19 protein-coding genes are annotated in these 18,797 nt (G+C 57.1%); 9 read left to right on the forward strand and 10 right to left on the reverse strand.

Going from position 1 to position 18,797, the window contains the following annotated elements; translation table 11 throughout:
- Positions 1 to 47: 47 nt before the first annotated feature.
- From ACRZ95_RS06840 to trpB, 8 genes are all read left to right on the forward strand, one after another.
- Positions 48 to 584, forward strand: coding sequence for a hypothetical protein (locus ACRZ95_RS06840; protein WP_170676954.1), 537 nt, complete (start codon positions 48 to 50; stop codon positions 582 to 584).
- A gap of 262 nt (positions 585 to 846) precedes the next feature.
- Entirely contained in the window at positions 847 to 2,532 is a 1,686-nt protein-coding gene (locus ACRZ95_RS06845) for a tryptophan halogenase family protein (RefSeq protein ID WP_170676956.1), read from the forward strand.
- A 278-nt stretch (positions 2,533 to 2,810) separates the two neighbouring features.
- Positions 2,811 to 4,487 carry a 30S ribosomal protein S1 gene (rpsA, locus tag ACRZ95_RS06850; RefSeq protein WP_170377709.1) on the forward strand — a complete coding sequence of 559 codons (1,677 nt, stop codon included), beginning with the start codon at positions 2,811 to 2,813 and terminating at the stop codon, positions 4,485 to 4,487.
- A 269-nt stretch (positions 4,488 to 4,756) separates the two neighbouring features.
- Positions 4,757 to 5,041 carry an integration host factor subunit beta gene (ihfB, locus tag ACRZ95_RS06855; protein ID WP_008758048.1) on the forward strand — a complete coding sequence of 95 codons (285 nt, stop codon included), beginning with the start codon at positions 4,757 to 4,759 and terminating at the stop codon, positions 5,039 to 5,041.
- 7 nt (positions 5,042 to 5,048) lie between these two features.
- Positions 5,049 to 5,399, forward strand: a complete 351-nt coding sequence (locus ACRZ95_RS06860) for a lipopolysaccharide assembly protein LapA domain-containing protein (RefSeq protein ID WP_170378121.1) — start codon at positions 5,049 to 5,051, stop codon at positions 5,397 to 5,399.
- Positions 5,400 to 5,408: 9 nt separating this feature from the next.
- Positions 5,409 to 6,050, forward strand: a complete 642-nt coding sequence (locus ACRZ95_RS06865; RefSeq protein WP_170555615.1) for a phosphoribosylanthranilate isomerase — start codon at positions 5,409 to 5,411, stop codon at positions 6,048 to 6,050.
- A 47-nt stretch (positions 6,051 to 6,097) separates the two neighbouring features.
- Entirely contained in the window at positions 6,098 to 6,433 is a 336-nt protein-coding gene (locus tag ACRZ95_RS06870) for a hypothetical protein (protein ID WP_170639260.1), read from the forward strand.
- A 68-nt stretch (positions 6,434 to 6,501) separates the two neighbouring features.
- Positions 6,502 to 7,749: a tryptophan synthase subunit beta gene (gene trpB, locus ACRZ95_RS06875; protein ID WP_170676958.1), complete on the forward strand. Its 1,248-nt coding sequence runs from the start codon at positions 6,502 to 6,504 to the stop codon at positions 7,747 to 7,749.
- A 49-nt stretch (positions 7,750 to 7,798) separates the two neighbouring features.
- On the opposite strand, the gene ACRZ95_RS06880 is transcribed toward trpB, so the two are convergent.
- The 8 genes from ACRZ95_RS06880 to ACRZ95_RS06915 all read right to left on the reverse strand — a co-directional run bounded on the left by ACRZ95_RS06880 (position 7,799) and on the right by ACRZ95_RS06915 (position 14,206).
- Entirely contained in the window at positions 7,799 to 8,056 is a 258-nt protein-coding gene (locus tag ACRZ95_RS06880) for an antibiotic biosynthesis monooxygenase family protein (RefSeq protein ID WP_480554779.1), read from the reverse strand.
- 146 nt (positions 8,057 to 8,202) lie between these two features.
- Positions 8,203 to 8,580, reverse strand: coding sequence for a DUF2237 family protein (locus ACRZ95_RS06885; protein WP_170676960.1), 378 nt, complete (start codon positions 8,578 to 8,580; stop codon positions 8,203 to 8,205).
- Between the two features lie 10 nt (positions 8,581 to 8,590).
- A complete protein-coding gene (locus tag ACRZ95_RS06890; RefSeq protein WP_170676961.1) occupies positions 8,591 to 9,754 on the reverse strand; it encodes a serine hydrolase domain-containing protein in 1,164 nt (387 codons plus the stop codon).
- An 81-nt stretch (positions 9,755 to 9,835) separates the two neighbouring features.
- Complete coding sequence (gene pth, locus ACRZ95_RS06895) at positions 9,836 to 10,519, reverse strand: aminoacyl-tRNA hydrolase (protein ID WP_170676963.1); 684 nt, start codon at positions 10,517 to 10,519, stop codon at positions 9,836 to 9,838.
- A 137-nt stretch (positions 10,520 to 10,656) separates the two neighbouring features.
- Positions 10,657 to 11,310 carry a 50S ribosomal protein L25/general stress protein Ctc gene (locus ACRZ95_RS06900; protein WP_170472082.1) on the reverse strand — a complete coding sequence of 218 codons (654 nt, stop codon included), beginning with the start codon at positions 11,308 to 11,310 and terminating at the stop codon, positions 10,657 to 10,659.
- 236 nt (positions 11,311 to 11,546) lie between these two features.
- Complete coding sequence (locus ACRZ95_RS06905) at positions 11,547 to 12,713, reverse strand: alpha-hydroxy acid oxidase (protein ID WP_170676965.1); 1,167 nt, start codon at positions 12,711 to 12,713, stop codon at positions 11,547 to 11,549.
- 133 nt (positions 12,714 to 12,846) lie between these two features.
- The gene (gene trpA / locus ACRZ95_RS06910) at positions 12,847 to 13,638 is read right to left on the reverse strand and encodes a tryptophan synthase subunit alpha (RefSeq protein WP_170477633.1); all 792 of its coding nucleotides are present in this window, start codon (positions 13,636 to 13,638) and stop codon (positions 12,847 to 12,849) included.
- 79 nt (positions 13,639 to 13,717) lie between these two features.
- Positions 13,718 to 14,206, reverse strand: a complete 489-nt coding sequence (locus tag ACRZ95_RS06915; protein WP_170676967.1) for an acyloxyacyl hydrolase — start codon at positions 14,204 to 14,206, stop codon at positions 13,718 to 13,720.
- A gap of 199 nt (positions 14,207 to 14,405) precedes the next feature.
- Between ACRZ95_RS06915 and ychF the strand changes: the two genes are divergently transcribed.
- Positions 14,406 to 15,503, forward strand: a complete 1,098-nt coding sequence (gene ychF, locus ACRZ95_RS06920; protein WP_170676968.1) for a redox-regulated ATPase YchF — start codon at positions 14,406 to 14,408, stop codon at positions 15,501 to 15,503.
- Positions 15,504 to 15,691: 188 nt separating this feature from the next.
- Here ychF and ACRZ95_RS06925 read toward each other — a convergent pair whose 3' ends face one another.
- Positions 15,692 to 16,633 carry a hypothetical protein gene (locus ACRZ95_RS06925; RefSeq protein WP_480554716.1) on the reverse strand — a complete coding sequence of 314 codons (942 nt, stop codon included), beginning with the start codon at positions 16,631 to 16,633 and terminating at the stop codon, positions 15,692 to 15,694.
- Between the two features lie 495 nt (positions 16,634 to 17,128).
- A complete protein-coding gene (locus ACRZ95_RS06930; RefSeq protein ID WP_170380878.1) occupies positions 17,129 to 18,724 on the reverse strand; it encodes a GMC family oxidoreductase N-terminal domain-containing protein in 1,596 nt (531 codons plus the stop codon).
- Positions 18,725 to 18,797: the final 73 nt, after the last annotated feature.

Genomic DNA, 18,797 nt, shown 5'->3' on the forward strand with positions numbered 1-18,797 from the left:
GACCCGGTTGATTTCTAAGGTAGGGGGGCAACTATGGGAGCGGCCTCATGATCCGACTAGCTGTGATTTTGTTCCTCATCGCCGGCAGCGTGAGCGCGCAACAGGCCGAACCGCCCGTACCTGAGGGCGAACCTCCGATGACATATGAGCGGTTGGGCGGGATCCTCTTTGCGCTTGATCCGGAGACGCAGCCCAGCGGGCCAGGGTTCCAGATCACCATTGCGGATGTGCCGGTTCTGGTGATCACCGATGTAGTGGCCGATCGAATGCGCGCTATGGTGCCTATCAGCAGCACGGCAGATCTGTCTGTGGAGGATCTGCAACGGATGATGCAGGCCAATTTCGACAGCACGCTGGACGCGCGCTATGCGATTGCCAACGGAACCCTTTGGGCCGTGTTCATCCATCCTCTGTCGCCGCTGAAAAAGGATCAGCTGATCTCGGGCCTGGCGCAGACAGTGAACATCGCAAACACCTATGGCACTCTTTATTCGGGCGGAGCGGCTGAGTTCGGAGGGGGTGACAGCGGCGATCTGCAGCGTGCGCTGATCGACGATCTTTTGAAAAAGGGCGAGGAAATCTGAAATCGGAATGTGACCGCGTTTCAATTTGACACAGCTCGGCGTAGCCGGATTTTTGGCGCTATCAATTTGGGGCCAAAAGACCAAGTGAAACCCATTAAGTATCTGCTCAAGAAGGGTAAAATAGCCACATCGACAGGGCCCTAGCCAGATGTAACAAAACTGTTATGCTCCCCACACAAGCAATAAAGGGAAGGCCGCCGGAAACCTCCAAAAAAGGGGGAAGTGGCCACAAAATTCCCTAAGCCAACAGGGACAGACAAACATGACCAAACGTTTGCGCAAAATCACCATCGTGGGTGGTGGGACCGCGGGCTGGATGACCGCGTTGATTTTGGAGATGGTGCTGTCGCGCACCTCCGCGCCCAAGGATCGCCCACGTATCTGCCTGATCGAAAGCCCCAATATATCGACCGTCGGTGTGGGCGAGGCAACCGTTCCCAGAATGCCGGTCACACTCAGGCAGGCGGGTATTTCCGAGCGGGACTTCTTTCGCGAAACCAATGCCTCATTCAAGCTGGGCGTGAAGTTCTGCAATTGGAACAAGGACGCCAAGGGCAATCGCATCGACTATGTGAACCCGTTTGCCCATGGTCAGATGCTGGAGGGGTTGGAGACGGCCGAATATTTCCTGCGTTTTGGCAACGGGGATCGGGATTTCACCCAGTCCATTTCGCCGCATGATGATCTGGGTCGGATGTGCAAAGGCGCTCGGCCCTTGGGGGCACCGGAATTCGAGCAGCGCTTTGGTTACGCGTATCACCTGGACGCCGTGAAGTTCGCGGGCATGCTGACCAAGGTCTGCACCAAGCGCGGTGTTGAGCATATTCAGGATGAGGTGCAATCGGTCGAGCTGGATGAGCAGGGCAATGTCAGTCACCTGATGCTCGAGCGCAAAGGCCGTCATGACATCGAAATGGTCATTGACTGCACAGGGTTCCGTGGTCTGATCATCAATCAGGCTCTGGGTGAACCCTTCATGGATTACTCGGACTATCTGCCGAATGACCGGGCCATGGCGTTGCAGATTGAACATCCGGATACGGAAAAGATTGAAAGCCTGACCCGCTCAACCGCGCTTGGGGCGGGGTGGACATGGCGCGTGCCACTCTTCAACCGAGTCGGCACGGGCTATGTGTTTTCGTCTGCGCACCGGACGGATGATCAGGCAGCAGATGAATATCTTGAGTGGCTGGGCGACAGCGGCAAGGGTCTGACGCCGCGCGTGATCCCGATGCGCGTTGGGCGCGTGCGGAACGCATGGGTCAAGAACTGCGTGGCGATCGGTCTGTCTGGCGGGTTCATCGAGCCTCTGGAAAGCACCGCGATCCACATGATCGACCATGCCGTGCGCTGGTTTGCCGAGCATCTGCCGACGCAGGACATCGAACCAGCCTTGCGGAAGCGTTACAACCGGCAGATGGACAAGCTCTATAACGAGGTGTTGGAGTTCATCTGTCTGCACTACCGCCTTGGTAACCGCACCGATGATCAATACTGGATCGACGCGCGGACCGAAATGAAACTACCTGACCGGTTGGCCGAGAACCTTGAACTTTGGCAGCATCGCTTGCCGATGGAACATGACATTGAGTTCGTCTCATTGTTCGATCACCGCGTCTACCAGACGGTTCTGTTGGGCAAACAGGTCTATGATACGGGCTATGGCGAAGGCATCCGCGACCGTCTGCGTCCATTGAAGAAACCGATCTGGTTCCATTGGTGGAAGGGCGCGCGCATGCACCTCAATGAGATTCTGCAAACAATGCCGGATCACAAAACGCTTCTGCGCGATATTCGGGGTGAGTTGAAGAAGCCAGCTTTTGGCAAGGCGGCTGCAGTCAAGCCCACTGTGGCCACGCCGGGCGCAAAGCCTGCTCCGGTTGTGGTTCAGAACATGCCGAACCTGGCCGAAATCCAAAGCGGTGCGAAGGACCTGCAATTGTTCTAGGGCGCTTAGGCATGGGCAGAGTATTCTTCGACACCCGTTGCGGTGCCGAGATTTAGGCTTTGCCCTTGCGTATCTGGCTGAAACAGCCTATACGCGCGCTGTCTGAACAAGGGCGGTTAACGTCCGGATGACGTATCTGAGCAGGGCCGGGTTACCTCGGCCCTTTGTGTTTGTGTAGTCAGATGCGCCCCGGATCACGCCCCAGGACATCATGAAACAAGACCGGCGGAAACAACCGCTCGGCCAGAAAAAACGTATGTAAAGGAAAACAACGCCACATGGCTAACGCATCCATGGAGGAATTCGAAGCCCTCCTGAATGAAAGCTTCGAAATGGACACACCCGAAGAGGGTTCTGTTGTCAAAGGTAAGGTTCTGGCGATCGAAGCCGGCCAAGCCATCATCGACGTAGGCTACAAAATGGAAGGCCGCGTTGATCTGAAAGAATTCGCAAATCCCGGCGAAGCCCCTGAAATCGCTGTAGGCGACGAGGTCGAAGTTTACCTGCGCGCCGCAGAAAACGCCCGTGGCGAAGCTGTCATCTCGCGTGAGATGGCCCGCCGTGAAGAGGCATGGGACCGTCTGGAAAAAGCATATGCCGACGACCAGCGCGTCGAAGGTGCAATCTTCGGTCGCGTCAAAGGCGGCTTCACCGTCGATCTGGGTGGCGCAGTTGCGTTCCTTCCCGGCTCGCAGGTTGACGTTCGCCCCGTGCGCGACGCTGGCCCTCTGATGGGTCTGAAGCAGCCGTTCCAGATTCTGAAAATGGACCGGCGCCGTGGCAACATCGTTGTGTCGCGCCGCGCAATCCTGGAAGAATCGCGTGCCGAACAGCGTGCCGAAGTTATCGGCAACCTGTCCGAAGGTCAGACCGTCGAGGGTGTTGTCAAAAACATCACCGAATACGGTGCATTTGTTGACCTGGGCGGCGTTGACGGCCTGTTGCACGTCACCGACATGGCATGGCGCCGTGTGAACCACCCGTCCGAGATCCTGACGATCGGCGAAACCATCAAGGTTCAGGTCATCAAGATCAACAAAGAGACCCACCGCATCAGCCTGGGCATGAAGCAGCTGCAAGAAGATCCGTGGGATCTGGTTGCTGCGAAGTACCCGCTGGGCTCGGTCCATCAGGGTCGCGTCACCAACATCACCGACTACGGCGCGTTCGTCGAGCTGGAAGCTGGTGTCGAAGGTCTGGTGCACGTCTCCGAGATGTCCTGGACCAAGAAAAACGTCCACCCCGGCAAGATCGTTTCGACCAGCCAGGAAGTCGACGTCATGGTTCTGGAAATCGACGGCGCCAAGCGCCGCGTGTCTCTGGGCCTGAAGCAGACTCAGCGCAACCCATGGGAAGTGTTTGCAGAAACACACCCCGAGGGCACCGAGGTCGAAGGCGAAGTCAAGAATATCACCGAATTCGGTCTGTTCATTGGCCTCGAAGGCGACATCGACGGCATGGTTCACCTGTCCGACCTGTCCTGGGACGAGCGCGGCGAGGATGCGATCCAGAACTACCGCAAAGGCGACATGGTTTCGGCCGTTGTCTCGGAAGTTGACGTCGAAAAAGAGCGTATCTCGCTGTCGATCAAAGCCCTGGGCGGTGACAAGTTCGCCGAAGCCGTGGGCGGCGTGAAGCGTGGCTCGGTCATCACCGTTGAAGTCACCGCGATCGAAGATGGCGGCATCGAGGTCGAATACGAAGGCATGAAATCGTTCATCCGTCGTTCGGACCTGAGCCGTGACCGCGCCGAGCAGCGTCCTGAGCGCTTTAACACCGGCGACAAGGTCGACGTCCGCGTCACCAATGTCGATAGCAAGACCCGCCGTCTGGGTCTGTCGATCAAGGCACGCGAGATCGCCGAAGAGAAAGAGGCCGTGGAACAGTACGGTTCCTCCGACTCGGGCGCATCGCTGGGCGATATCCTGGGTGCAGCGCTGAAATCCGGCGACTAAACCCGGTCTCTGACCCGATACAATTCAACGGCCCCGAACATCTGTGCGGGGCCGTTTTTGTTGCGAATCAACAAGTTCCAAAATTGGGCGCTAAAATGTACATACTATGTGCATGAACGGGATTTTGGGTGTTCAAGCTAAAAATCATGCGAGTTTGCCCGAAATAGCAGCTTCTACACACAGAGTTTACGTTCCCCCGAACCGGGTTTTTTTCTATACTGTCCAGAACACTAGAGATGGTAAACCGGTCGCCTGGGAGGGTAGCGCGCATGATCCGTTCTGAATTGATTCAAAAAATTGCTGATGAAAACCCGCATTTGTATCAACGCGATGTCGAGCGGATTGTGAATACAGTTTTCGAGGAAGTCACCGATGCGATGTCGCGTGGCGACCGGGTCGAGCTTCGCGGATTTGGCGCGTTCTCGGTGAAAAAGCGCGACGCCCGCGTGGGTCGCAATCCGCGCACCGGCGAAACTGTGCAGGTCGAAGAAAAATGTGTGCCGTTTTTCAAGACGGGTAAGTTGCTTAGGGACCGATTGAACGGTAAAGCCTGACCTTATGATGCGCTACATTCGATATGCTTTCCTGGGGGCACTGGGGATCATCTTGGTCTCGGTTTCCCTTGCTAACGTAGAATCCGTTGAACTCAAGCTGATGCCCGACCCTCTGGCCGAGCTGCTGGGTTTCAACCTGTCCACTTCTCTACCGCTGTTTCTGGTGGTGCTGGGCGGCGTTGTGGCCGGTCTGGTCATCGGGTTCCTGTGGGAATGGATGCGCGAGCATAAGCATCGTCGTGATGCGACCGTCAAAAAAGGCGAAGTTCGCAAGCTTGAGCGCGAGGTCAAGAAGCTCAAGAAAAAGCAGAATGAAGGCAAGGACGAGGTTCTCGCCATTCTGGATGAGGCAAGCTGAGCCAAAGCAATGCCTGATGTGTCTGTCAAAATCTGCGGTTTGACCGCCCCTGATCACGTGCGCGCTGCGGTTGATGCAGGCGCGCGGTATCTGGGGTTCAACTTCTTCGCCAAATCCCCCCGTTATGTCTCGCCCCAGCAGGCCGCCAAGTTGGCGACCCATGTACCGGCGGGCGTGGCCAAGGTGGCGTTGGTGGTGAATGCCCCGGATGAGGTGCTGGACGACATCACGCAGAATGCTCCGTTCGATATCCTGCAGCTGCATGGGGGCGAGTCGATTGAACGCGTGCAGCAGATCAAAGACCGGTATGGCTTGCCTGTGATGAAGGTGATCGGGGTGGCCGATGAGGCTGACCTTGCCGCCATTGATGCGTTCAGTGAAGTGGCGGATCAGCTGTTGATTGACGCCAAGCCGCCAAAGAATGCCGTTTTGCCCGGCGGCAACGGCTTGGCTTTTGACTGGCGTCTGTTGGCAGGGCGCAAATACTGGCGCAAGCCGTGGATGCTGGCCGGTGGCTTGACACCTGACAATGTGGCCGAGGCGATCCGCATGACTGGCGCGCGTCAGGTTGATGTCGCATCCGGCGTCGAAAGCGCGCCGGGGGTGAAAGATGCCGCCCTAATGAAGGCATTTATCGACGCGACGCAGTGATCTGATCTCGTATTCGCGCCGTATCTCTCGACGGAGGGGTACAAAACATGCTGGCGGCAATAGGCGGCGTTTCTCTGAAACACTGGTACAACGCGCCAGAGTTTTTCTGGCGAGCAAGGCAGGCCTTGCGGCAAGCGCGGGGCGATCCGCTATGCCTGCATGCGGCGACTTTCCGTCAAGACGGTCTCTATTTCTCGCTCAGCGTCTGGCACGATATCGAGGCGATGCTGACCTTCGCCCAATCAGGCCCGCACCGTCGCCTGATGCTGGAGGCGAACCGCTTGGCGGATGTGAACCAGTTCCACCATTTCCCTTGCATAGGGATCCCAACGGTTGAGCAAGCGCTTGAGCTTTGGCGGCATCATACCTTGGCTGCCGAATGAGGCGTTTTGCCCATGGCAAAACCTGCCGCTACCTCCTATGAACAACGGATACGACGCGGGAGACTTCCATGGCCAACGATCTTTTCAATTCCTTCATGTCCGGCCCTGATGAACAGGGGCGTTTTGGCATTTTCGGTGGGCGTTTTGTCAGCGAGACGCTGATGCCGCTGATCCTGTCGCTGGAAGAGGAATATGACAAAGCCAAAGATGATCCGACGTTTTGGGCCGAGATGGACGACCTCTGGGCAAACTATGTGGGCCGCCCGTCGCCTCTGTACTACGCCGAGCGCCTGACCGAGCATCTGGGCGGGGCGAAGATTTACCTCAAACGTGATGAGCTGAACCACACCGGCGCGCACAAGATCAACAATGTGTTGGGCCAGATCATTCTGGCGCGTCGCATGGGCAAGACCCGGATCATCGCGGAAACCGGGGCAGGGCAGCATGGCGTGGCCACCGCCACCGTCTGTGCCAAATTCGGCCTGAAATGTATCGTCTATATGGGGGCCCATGACGTGCAGCGTCAGGCTCCGAACGTGTTCCGCATGCGTCTGCTGGGGGCCGAGGTGATTCCCGTAACCTCAGGCCGTGGGACACTGAAAGACGCGATGAACGACGCGCTGCGCGACTGGGTGACCAATGTGCGCGACACGTTCTACTGCATCGGCACTGTAGCCGGTCCGCATCCCTATCCGGCGATGGTGCGAGACTTCCAGTCGATCATCGGCAAGGAAGCCAAAGAACAGATGATGAAGGCCGAGGGCCGTCTGCCTGACACGATCATCGCCGCAATCGGTGGTGGGTCGAACGCGATGGGTCTGTTCTACCCCTTCCTCGACGACAAGGACGTCAACATCATCGGCGTCGAAGCAGGTGGCAAAGGCGTGAACGAGAAGATGGAGCATTGCGCCTCACTGACCGGTGGTCGTCCGGGTGTGTTGCATGGCAACCGGACCTATCTGCTGCAGGACGATGACGGCCAGATCCTCGAAGGCTATTCGATCTCGGCCGGTCTGGATTATCCGGGCATCGGGCCTGAGCATTCCTGGCTGAACGATATCGGTCGTGCGAACTATGTCGCCATCACTGACAAAGAGGCGCTTGAGGCGTTCCAACTGTGCTGTGCCACCGAAGGCATCATCCCGGCGCTGGAGCCCAGCCACGCACTGGCCCACGTGATGAAGATTGCACCGGATCTGCCGAAGGATCACCTGATCTGCATGAATATGTGCGGACGTGGCGACAAGGACGTGCAGACTGTCGCCAAGTACCTGAACTTCGACATGTCGGACACCGAAGGCCGCACGGCGGACTAATATTCGGTCAAGTTGATGGAACCGGCCCCCAGAAAGGGCCGGTTTTTCTCTAGCCCTCTTTTAGGACGGTTTCGAAACCCTCGAACTGCGGCGGGCCCATCAAGGCGGATTGGGTCTTGCTGTTGCCTGCATTCTTATGCGCGTCGCGGAACTGTTCCGACTTGGTCCAGGCTTCGAAATCTGCGTGGCTATCCCAAATCACATGGCTGGAATACAGGCGATATCCGTCGCCTTCAGGCCCTTTGAGTAGGCGGAATTCCTGAAACCCTTTCAGCTCGTTCAGACGGCTCTGGCGTTCCTTCCAGATGTTTTCAAAATCGGCCTAACTGCCGGGCCGGACCTTGAAACGGTTCATTGCTATAAAGCTCATGGTATTCCCATTCTGTCTTGATTCAGGCTGGCGAAACGAAATGTCGGCTGGCTGTTGGTATAGAGAGTATTCCCCGCCCGCCGTCAAATGGCGCGCGCTGCGTGTTGGCGCAAGATGTCCAGCGGCACGATCTCAAGTGCGCGCTGATGCGTGGCTTCAAGATGGACCTTGGGCGCACAGCCTTCGTCATGCGCCTGAAGGAAGCGACCGGCGCAAAGACACCAGCTGTCCCCGGGGTTGAGGCCCGGAAAGTTGAACTCGGGTCGAGGGGTGCTGAGGTCGTTGCCAACGTATTTCGAATAAGCCAGAAACTCAGCCGTCATGACGGCGCAGACAGTGTGGCTGCCCTGATCCTCGATGCAGGTGTTGCAGGCCCCATCCCGGAAGAACCCGGTCAACGGGTCTTTCGAGCAATCGGCAAGGACGCCGCCGAGAACATTGATGCTGTCTTCTTTCTGCATGAGGCTCACCTTACAGGCTTTGCGCGATACTGCGGAACATTTCGACATTCTGTTCGTTGACGCCCGGATCACGGAATTTGCGATCCGCACCGGTCGTCATGATCAGAACGCCACGAGGCTGGTCGAAATACATATATTGCCCATAGACCCCACGGGCCAGAAATTCTCCTTCATGCGCACCAACGGGGATCCACCACTGATAGCCGTAGCCGATCTTTCCCGGCTCGGTCGGGGCGCTGGGCCAGGTCGATTCCTTGATCCACTCTGAGGGCACCAGCTGCTCGCCGTCATGCTCTCCGCCCTGCAGGATCACTTGGCCAAAGCGCGCGAAGTCGCGCGTGGTGAAGTTCAGACCACCCAGCACAAAAGCCACGCCTGCCCCGTCGGTGACATAGTATCCATCGCGTTCCAGCCCCAGGGGCTGCACGATCTTCTCGGTCATCAGCTCCGTGACGCTGCGCCCGGTGGCGCCACGGATCACCATGCCGATGACATGGGTGTCGATCGACACATATTGCCAGCTCTCCCCGGGTTCGATGAAGCTGTCCTCTAGCGCGATGGTGAAATCATCCAATTCGCCCCCGAGGGCCAAAACACGGCCCATCCGGTTGATGTCAGAGTTCGGGTCAAAATAGTCCTCGTCAAAGACAACCCCGCTGGCCATGTTCAGCACGTTGCGGATCGAGGCGGTCTCATAGGCGCTGCCGGTCAGGTTGGGCGCGTATTTCACCACCGGATCGTCAAGCGATGTGATCGCGCCTTCGTCCAGCAGAATCCCCAGAAGCGCCGAAAGATAGCTTTTGGCCACCGACCAGGAGATTCGGCGATCGTCGGGACCCGTCCCCATATAGTATTCTTCGAACCGGATCTGGCCGTCCTGCATCACCAGAAGCGAGGTCACGGCGCGATCCTCGATCCAGTCATCGGTCCCTTCGGGCAGGTCAAAACCGGGGCCGTAAGGCAGCTCCCATGTTGGGCCGTTGCCTCGAGGCAGATTGGCGGTCAGGAAAGCCTCGTCCATGTGAGAGAAGTTCTGGACGATCTTCTCTTCGGAAAACAAAGAGTTCACGGCCAATAGACGTTGAATCTCTTCGCGCTTCCAGACGCCGACAACCACTGCGGCCAGGGCCAGTGCCAGAGTGATCCGCAACACCCATTTGAACAGAGCTTTCATGAAATGCCTCCCTCTCCGTTGATATAGGAGCGCGAGACGCCGCATTCCGCAATCAAGACCTTACGGCACCAAGGGCGCAGGCTATTTGAACTTGTCCAAGAGCTTTTGCATGGCCGAGCGGTTGTCGTCTTCGGGCACAGGCTTCGCCTCAGGTTTTGGGGCCGTTTTTTCGGGCTTTGGCGAGGTGGAAGAGCGGGGCGGCGCAGTACGCAAAGCCACCGCATTCATGAACTTGCCGCCGTCACCATCCGCAAGATGGCCCGCGCCGTCTGCAACGCCGCGCAGTACGTCTTCCAGCCAGTCCCCATCGGCTTTGGCAAAGTCACCCAGAACATAGGGCGAGACCATCTCTTTCCGTCCGGGATGCCCGATGCCCAAACGCACCCGATCATAGGCCGGACTGATATGCTCATGAATGGATCGCAGCCCATTATGCCCTGCATGACCACCGCCCGCCTTGACCCGCACTTTGCCGGGCGCAAGGTCCAGCTCGTCATGGAAAACGATCACGTCAGTCGAGTCGAGCTTGTAGAACCGCATCGCCTCGCCCACGGATTGACCCGAGCGATTCATGAAAGTCTGCGGCTTGATCAGAAGCACCTTTTCGTGCCCAAGACGCCCTTCAGCAATCTCGGCCTGAAACTTGGATTTCCAAGGGCCGAAACCGTGATCTTCGGCAATCCGGTCCAGCGCCATGAAGCCGATATTGTGCCGGTTGCGGGTATATTTCGATCCCGGGTTCCCCAATCCGACAAATAGCTTCATGACTAAATCCTCTTTCGCATGCCTTCAGCGCAGAGGGGTGATGGCATGAAATGGCATCCGTTTTCCAGCCCGGTGTCAAAAGAAAACGGGGCCCGATGTTGGGCCCCGTTTCACAATCCGACAATTCGAATTCGGATTTATTCTTCAGCTTCTTCCTGGCCGACGACTTCTACTTCGTCCGCGGCCACTTCTTCGCCTTCTTCGTCGTCACTGGTCGACAGACCGGTCGGTGCCGAAACGTTGGCGATCACGAAGTCACGGTCGATGGTCGGCTTGGTGCCTGCGGGCAGGTCTACCGACGAGATAGTGACAACGTCGTTGATCTCCATGCCTGTCAGATCAACGGTGATCTTCTCAGGAATGTCGCCAGCGGTGCACATCAGTTCGACTTCCGGACGGACAACGGTCAGAACGCCGCCCTTCTTGATGCCGGGGGCCGCTTCTTCGTTGACGAACTCAACCGGGATGAACAGCGCGATCTTGGTGGTCCGACGCAGGCGCATCAGGTCCAGGTGGGTCGGCAGGTCTTTGACGACGTCACGCTGCACGTCGCGGCAGATGACGCGTACGTCTTCGTGGCCTTCAACCTTCAGGTTCCACAGGGTCGACTTGAACCGGCCTGCTTTCAGGCGCTTGAACAGTTCATTGAACGGGATCTTGATTGCCAGCGGATCTTTGTCGCCACCAAAAACAACGCCCGGAACCATGCCTTCGCGGCGGGTCTGACGAGCGGCGCCCTTGCCTGTCCCCGTCCGTTCCAGAGCTACGAGATCAGGAATCTCTCCAGCCATGATATATTCTCCAATGTTAGGGCGGGCATCCTCCAAGGCTGTATGCCCGCGTGAAGCCGCGTCCTTATCTTGTTTCTTGCGGTTTGGAAAGCGGTATTTTGCGAGGTGCTGCCTCGCGCTCCGAGGTACTTTCAAACAGAAGAAGATGCGAAGCGTCCGTTGCTTCGTCTGCTCAAAAAATACCCCGGGGGGGTCGCCCCTTCAGGGGCGGCGGGGGCAGCGCCCCCTAGGCCGGTTCAGCTTTGCCAGCGCCCGCCGAAATCTTCGGGTACAAGTAGGTTATGGCGACCCAGATCTGCAACGTTGCGCTCGCCGCACAGGGCCATCGTGGTATCAAGCTCCTTCTGAATGACGTCCAAGGCGGTCGTCACGCCGGATTGACCCATCGCGCCTAGCCCGTAGACGAAAGCACGCCCGATATAGGTGCCCTTTGCCCCCAGTGCCAAAGCCTTTAGGACGTCCTGACCCGAGCGGATGCCGCTGTCCAGATGCACTTCGACATCGCCGCCGACCGCGTCCATGATCTCGGGCAGCATGCGAATTGAACTCAGCGCTCCATCCAGTTGGCGGCCGCCGTGATTCGACACAATAATAGCGTCCGCGCCGAGTTTGGCGGCCATCTTGGCATCTTCGGCGTCGAGTATGCCTTTCAGAATCACTTTGCCGCCCCATTGCTCCATCAGCTTTTCGACCTTTGTCCAGTCGAGGCTGGGGTCGAATTGCTCAGCCGTCCACGCGCCCAGCGATGAGGCGTCAGAGATACCTTCGACATGGCCAACGATGTTGCCAAACTCACGCCGCTTGGCTTGCAGCATTTCGATTCCCCACGACCATTTCGTCATCAGGTTGGCGATGGTTTTGGGTGTGAGTTTCGGCGGGGCAGAAAGGCCGTTCTTCAGGTCTTTGTGGCGTTGACCCAGAATCTGCAGATCCAGCGTAATCACGAGTGCAGAGCATTTTGCATCCTTGGCCCGCTGGATCAGGCGGCTGACGTAGTCTTCGTCCTTCATCGTGTAGAGCTGAAACCAAAACGGTTTGTTTGTGTATTCCGCCACATCTTCGATTGAGTTGATCGACATTGTGGAAAGAGTGAAAGGAACGCCGAATTCCTTGGCTGCTTTGGCTGCCTTCATTTCCCCGTCGGCGTGTTGCATGCCGGTCAAGCCGACAGGGGCAAGCGCAACCGGAAGCGCCACGTCCTCTCCAATCATCTGCGACGCGGTCGACCGGCCCGCCATATCCACGGCCACTCTTTGGCGCAGGCGGATTTTCTCGAAATCCGAGCTGTTTTCGCGAAAGGTCTGCTCGGTCCAGCTGCCGCTTTCGGCGTAGTCGTAGAACATGCGCGGCACTCGGCGTTCGTAGATCCGGCGCAGGTCTTCAATCGTCGTAATCACGGGCATGTTCGGGAACCTTCCTTGAATTGTCCCGAACTGTGTAACCGGCCAGAGGGCAGGTTCGCAACGCTATCGCGCAATCAAAAAACGCGGCTGTTCCAGGTCAGCCGCGTCTTAAAAGCAACCTGATCGTCGGGGTTTACGCAGAATGGGCACCATCCGCGAGGGACTTCACGAAATCCAGCACCTCGGCCACTGGCTTGCCCGCGCCGATCTGGCTGACGATAGCCGAGCCAACAACCGCCCCATCCGCGACCGAGGCGATGGCTTGCGATTTCTCGGGCGTGTTGATGCCAAAGCCAACGATGACAGGCAGGTCGGTGGCGGATTTGATCCGGGCGACCTCCGGGCCGACATTGGTGGCCTGCGCCTCCGCCGCTCCGGTGATTCCGGTGATCGAGACGTAATAAACAAAGCCCGAGGTGTTCTGCAGCACGCGCGGCAGGCGTTTGTCGTCGGTGGTTGGTGTCGCGAGGCGGATGAAGTTCAGACCTGCGGCTTGTGCGGGCAGGCAAAGCTCCTCGTCTTCTTCGGGCGGCAAGTCGACGACGATCAGCCCGTCGATGCCCGCAGCTTTGGCATCTTCCAGAAACGCGTCAACGCCGCGACTGTAGATCGGATTGTAGTAGCCCATCAAAACAATCGGGGTTGTGTCATCTGTTTCCCGGAATGTGCGCGCCAGATCCAGCGTGCGCTGCAGGGTCATACCGCCATCCAACGCGCGCTGACCTGCAAGCTGGATCGTCGGCCCATCCGCCATCGGGTCGGTGAAGGGCAGGCCAAGCTCGATCACATCCACGCCCGCACCCGGCAATCCTTTGACAACCTCAAGCGAGGTCTCATAGTCCGGGTCGCCTGCCATCACATAGGCGACAAAGGCCTTTTTCCCCTCGGCTTTCAGAGCGGCAAACTTGGCGTCGATACGGGTCATGGCATGTCCTTGCAGTCAGGTTCGGACCTGATGTGCAGAAAGTTTTGCCGAAAATCAATCCCGCCTGAGCTGCAAAGCGTCAGAACGCGAAGTGATAGCGGAAAAGCAGGGCGTTGACGCCCGGATTATCCTGTTGCGTGCTGGCGTTGGATTTGTGGGTGATCGCCAGCGACACCTTGTTGCCGTTGTCCAGTGTGTAACCCACCCCAAGAAGACTGCGGATCTGAAAGCTGCCACCCAGATCGTTCAGCTCGTCGGCTTCGGAAAAGTAGCCTGGCATAACGCTGCCTTCCAGAAACCAGCGGTCGTTCAGAGAATAGAGGCCAACCAGACCCGCGCCGATATGGGTATCGCCCGCTTCGTCGATCGAAAGGGCTGCGCCCCACCCAACGCTGAACCGGGTGGCCTGATGAAGCGGACGGTGCTGGTATTCCAGAGCGATAAGCGCATGATCATCCGAGTCGCTGTCCGAGAAATCTGCGAAACCAGCCCCTAGAATAATGGACTGGGCATGCGCCATGCCGGCGCTTATGGCCAGAACAGCCGAAAAAGCGAGGAGTTTCTTCATAGGAACATTTCCGTTTGGTCTTCGATGTTCCTTTTCACGTGCTTATTCCAATGGTCTCTTTTCAATGCGCCCGCGAACACAACAGAGGAACAAATCCGTGAATCCAGCGTGAGGGTGAAGGGCGCTCTCCGGCCACATTGGCTTGCGCATTCACCCTGACCCGCCTAGAAGCAGCCGCGAAAAGCATCAGGAGACCGTCATGGGCTTTAAAATGGGAATCGTGGGTTTGCCGAATGTGGGCAAGTCAACCCTCTTCAACGCGCTGACCAAAACCGCAGCCGCTCAGGCCGCGAATTTCCCGTTCTGCACCATCGAGCCCAATGTGGGCGACGTGGCTGTGCCTGATGACCGGTTGGACAAACTTGCGGCGATTGCGGCCTCGAAGCAGATCATCCCGACGCGGATGACCTTTGTGGATATCGCCGGTCTGGTGAAGGGGGCCTCGAAAGGGGAAGGGCTGGGCAACCAGTTTCTGGCCAATATCCGCGAGACTGACGCCATCGCCCATGTTCTGCGCTGTTTCGAAGACGGTGATGTGACCCATGTGGACGGCCGGGTCGATCCGGTTGCCGATGCTGACACGATCGAGACCGAGCTGATGCTGGCTGATCTGGAAAGCATCGAAAAGCGCCGCGCCAATCTGGTGCGCAAGCTGAAAGGCAATGACAAAGAGGCGCAGCAGCAGGACCGTCTGCTGTCAGAGGCGCAGGAGATGCTGGAAAACGGCAAGCCCGCGCGTCTTGTTGAGGTCTCGGACGAAGACGCCAAGGCGTGGAAGATGCTGCAACTTCTGACGACAAAACCGGTTCTCTACGTCTGCAATGTGTCCGAGGAAGAAGCCGCCGAGGGTAACGAATACTCGGCCAAAGTCGCCGAAATGGCCGCCGCGCAGGGGAACGCGCACGTCATCATCAGCGCCAAGATCGAAGAAGAGATCAGCCTGCTGGAAGAGGACGAAGCCGAGATGTTCCTAAGCGAAATGGGTCTGGAAGAACCCGGCCTCGATCGTCTGATCCGCGCCGGTTACGATCTGCTCAAGTTGGAAACCTATTTCACCGTCGGCCCGAAAGAGGCCCGCGCTTGGACTATCCGCACCGGCACCGCAGCGCCGCAGGCAGCAGGCGTCATACACGGTGACTTCGAGAAAGGCTTCATCCGCGCCGAGACCATCGCCTATGACGACTACATCGCCGCCAACGGCGAACAGGGTGCGAAAGAGGCAGGCAAGATGCGGGCTGAGGGTAAGGGCTACATCGTCAAGGACGGCGATGTGATGCATTTCTTGTTCAATACTTGAGCATCAGCACCTTCACTACTCGAATGCTTGAGTGCCATTGAACGAGCATCTGAGCCACTACCGCTTTTAGCCCTAAACGGTCCTTCTGTTCGGCTTCCATCGCTCAAACCTATTGTACCTTACAACGCACCAGCATGAGGCGATGTATCCAAATACTCTAAGACTGCGGAGTGGTCATGCCAGGATGTTTACCGATACGGAGTTACGTCAATCTTTGTCGCTGGGTTCAAATCATCGTTCGGGTCAGTAAAGACGCCTTCTGGAAAGGACACTGACATGGGCCGATCTGTCGTGTCCATGCAAAGCATGTGATTGTTGTCCCCGTCACCCAGGTTGGCCAGCGCGAGCGGCTTCACTTCACGACGGGTCCCATCGGGTGCCTCGACGGTGATAGTGTATAGATCGCGTTCTGCCTCACCTGGTTCGCTGCCATCCTTCAGCGTCACACCCCCTTCCCACGTTACACGGATCGCCTGAACGACGCCTTCGGTCGGGCAGAGGCTACCCCTTACGCGACGCGGGCCCAAAGTGCCGACTAATGTCCAGTCCTCCACGACTTCGGCCAAAACAATCGATGGTCCGTCTTCTAAGGGTATCACCGATGCATTAGCTCCCTGAAAATCAAGCATGCCGTCGATCGAATGCAAATGCCCGATAACGTCAACCCTAGCCGGTGGGTCGATTTCGGCGGGTCCCAATTGCCCTATCAAAAGAACCGTGCGCAACTCACCTGGGTCTGTAGCTGGGAGAACGGACGCGCAGTGCATCTTCCCCGACGCGCCTGACCGAGTTGTGACTTTAAAATCCCCGGCCTGCATAGTCGCGATGTCTATCTCAGTAGAAAAGATCACTGGCATTCCGGTGTTGCCCTCAGACCCCCTGCAAATCACATTTGAGACGCGTGGAAGTGCGTCAAGCCCGTGGAAGGCCGAGAGGAGTTTGGCGGATTGTCCGTTCGCTTCTCTAGGCAGGCCAGCATCTGGCGTCGTATCAATGAGGTCGCGATTGGATATGTTGTCAGTCCACGACCCCGGTCCATACATAGTGAACCAAACAACTCCGGCGCTGATTGCCACCGTTACACCTAGCAAGCCGGCGATGATGGTCCGCTTCGAAATGCCCTTGATCACACAAGTTACCTCTGCAAGTTGTGGGTCGAGGATTCAATTCTTACCGTAAGCTTCATGTCCAAAGAAGAAGAGTCTGGTAAGAAACCACAAGCGTAGCGAAGCAAGCTCAATGGGTAGCGAGAATTTACTCGTCTAAGCTTCAGCTGGGCAGAACCATCGTCAATAGCGTCGACCGTATCTACACAACTGAACGGCCTGAAAATGGCAGCTTCGTCCGCGCTATTGATTTTCAATACAAGCCCGGCGCAGGGCAGGTTCGTGCCACCGAACGGAGTTGCCAAGTGTATCAATTATCCTGCCAAGTTGGCGAACTACTGGAACACCGAGACTCCGGGCGTGAATTTGCCTTTTCGGATCATGTTGACCAGTTCAATCCCATTAAAAGCGGATGCCGCAAGGGTAAATAACTGGAGACCCAATGTTGGTTTTCTATTTCCAGAGAGAAGAGCAAACAGCCAAACCGAGGGATCAAACACCTTTCCCTCCATTCTTGTCTCACGCATCTGCCTGTATCAAATCACTAGCCTTCTCTCCGATCATGATGGCGGGCGCATTGGTGTTACCACTGACGATTTCCGGCATGATTGAGCAGTCGGCCACACGCAGGTCTGCTATACCATGTACTTTTAGTTTTGCATCTACGACCGATGCTTCGGTGCTTCCCATCGCGCAAGTGCCGGTTGGATGATAAATGGATGCGGTGTTTGATCTTACCCAGTCCAGCGTGCCTTCATAGTCGTCGCAACTCAGCTGAGCCGTAGGTCGAAATTCCTCTGAAATCTTCGAGGCCAAAGGATTATGCTTGGCTATTCTGCGCGCGATGTTCACCCCGTCAACAATGGTTCGGCAATCCGTTTCAGTGGACAGATAGTTCGGTATAATTTTGACATATTTAGATGGATCCGGGCCGTTCAAGCGTAGCTCCCCCCGGCTTTCAGGGCGCAGTTGGCAGACCGACATGGTGAAGGCTGAGAACGGATGAACACCCTCGCCAGGGCTGTCGGCGGACCAAGGCTGAACGTGGAATTGAATGTCGGGCGTCTCTACATCCTCGCGGGTTTTCATGAACCCGGTGGCAAGACTGGCGGCCATGGTCATAGGACCAGCACGGAACAGTGCGTATTTCAGGGCGATACGCGCCTGATTGAACAGGCTGCGGACTTCATCATTCAGTGTCGGTTCATTGCATTTGAACACTAATCGAGCCTGCAAGTGGTCCTGCAGTCCTTTGCCAACACCAGGCAAGGCGTGCAGGGGTTCGATACCGTTTTCCTTCAGGTGGTCTGGGTCTCCGATCCCTGAAAGCATCAGGATTTGCGGCGAGTTTATCGCTCCGCCGGACAGAATGATTTCGCGCCGGACGGTCAGAGTTTTCTCTGTTCCAGAGCGATCCCGGTACACCAGGCCGGTTGCTTTCTTTCCCTCCAGAACCACGCGCGTTACGAGCGCATTTGTAATGATGTTTAGGTTTTGTCGATCCCGAATGGGTTTCAGATAGGCAACGGCTGCACTGCACCGGCGGCCATTGCGGGTGGTTAGTTGAAAATACCCCACCCCCTCTTGTTCCGCGCCGTTGTAATCGGGGTTGAACGGATAGCCCGCCGCCTGCGCTGCGGCCACCCACGCGTCACAGATCGGGCGTTGAATACGCATGTTGGATACGGACAAGGGCCCACCAACGCCATGGAACTCGTCTTCACCTCGCTCTTGGTCTTCGCAGCGCTTGAAAAGGGGCAGGACATCGTCCCAGCCCCAGCCCTCATTGCCCATTTGCCGCCAGCGATCATAGTCCTCTTTCTGCCCACGAACGTAGAGCAAACCGTTCAATGAGGATGACCCGCCCAGTACCTTGCCGCGTGGCCAGTCGATGGATCGACCATTCAGACCAGGATCAGGTTCGGTGCGATAACACCAATCGACCGATGGGTTGTGCATGGTTTTGAAGTAGCCAACGGGGATGTGAATCCATGGGTTTGTATCGCGGCCACCTGCCTCAAGTAGCGCAACGGTCGTGTTAGGATTAGCGCTCAGCCGGTTGGCAATGACGCAGCCCGAAGACCCGGCGCCCACAACCGCATAATCCACTTCCATGACTGCCTCCTCCTCACGCCGTCGAAAAAACTCTATGCAAGATGTAAGAAATATACTAGCCTTTTTTGATACA

The sequence above is a fragment of the Ruegeria sp. AI3 genome, from assembly GCF_056541245.1.

What these genes read in the sequence shown, in the direction of transcription:
- ACRZ95_RS06840 (WP_170676954.1), top strand. Translation starts at nt 48, where the DNA reads ATGATCCGACTAGCTGTGATTTTGTTCCTCATCGCCGGCAGCGTGAGC.
- ACRZ95_RS06845 (WP_170676956.1), top strand. Translation starts at nt 847, where the DNA reads ATGACCAAACGTTTGCGCAAAATCACCATCGTGGGTGGTGGGACCGCG.
- rpsA (WP_170377709.1), top strand. Translation starts at nt 2,811, where the DNA reads ATGGCTAACGCATCCATGGAGGAATTCGAAGCCCTCCTGAATGAAAGC.
- ihfB (WP_008758048.1), top strand. Translation starts at nt 4,757, where the DNA reads ATGATCCGTTCTGAATTGATTCAAAAAATTGCTGATGAAAACCCGCAT.
- ACRZ95_RS06860 (WP_170378121.1), top strand. Translation starts at nt 5,049, where the DNA reads ATGCGCTACATTCGATATGCTTTCCTGGGGGCACTGGGGATCATCTTG.
- ACRZ95_RS06865 (WP_170555615.1), top strand. Translation starts at nt 5,409, where the DNA reads ATGCCTGATGTGTCTGTCAAAATCTGCGGTTTGACCGCCCCTGATCAC.
- ACRZ95_RS06870 (WP_170639260.1), top strand. Translation starts at nt 6,098, where the DNA reads ATGCTGGCGGCAATAGGCGGCGTTTCTCTGAAACACTGGTACAACGCG.
- trpB (WP_170676958.1), top strand. Translation starts at nt 6,502, where the DNA reads ATGGCCAACGATCTTTTCAATTCCTTCATGTCCGGCCCTGATGAACAG.
- ACRZ95_RS06885 (WP_170676960.1), bottom strand. Translation starts at nt 8,580, where the DNA reads ATGCAGAAAGAAGACAGCATCAATGTTCTCGGCGGCGTCCTTGCCGAT.
- ACRZ95_RS06890 (WP_170676961.1), bottom strand. Translation starts at nt 9,754, where the DNA reads ATGAAAGCTCTGTTCAAATGGGTGTTGCGGATCACTCTGGCACTGGCC.
- pth (WP_170676963.1), bottom strand. Translation starts at nt 10,519, where the DNA reads ATGAAGCTATTTGTCGGATTGGGGAACCCGGGATCGAAATATACCCGC.
- ACRZ95_RS06900 (WP_170472082.1), bottom strand. Translation starts at nt 11,310, where the DNA reads ATGGCTGGAGAGATTCCTGATCTCGTAGCTCTGGAACGGACGGGGACA.
- ACRZ95_RS06905 (WP_170676965.1), bottom strand. Translation starts at nt 12,713, where the DNA reads ATGCCCGTGATTACGACGATTGAAGACCTGCGCCGGATCTACGAACGC.
- trpA (WP_170477633.1), bottom strand. Translation starts at nt 13,638, where the DNA reads ATGACCCGTATCGACGCCAAGTTTGCCGCTCTGAAAGCCGAGGGGAAA.
- ACRZ95_RS06915 (WP_170676967.1), bottom strand. Translation starts at nt 14,206, where the DNA reads ATGAAGAAACTCCTCGCTTTTTCGGCTGTTCTGGCCATAAGCGCCGGC.
- ychF (WP_170676968.1), top strand. Translation starts at nt 14,406, where the DNA reads ATGGGCTTTAAAATGGGAATCGTGGGTTTGCCGAATGTGGGCAAGTCA.
- ACRZ95_RS06930 (WP_170380878.1), bottom strand. Translation starts at nt 18,724, where the DNA reads ATGGAAGTGGATTATGCGGTTGTGGGCGCCGGGTCTTCGGGCTGCGTC.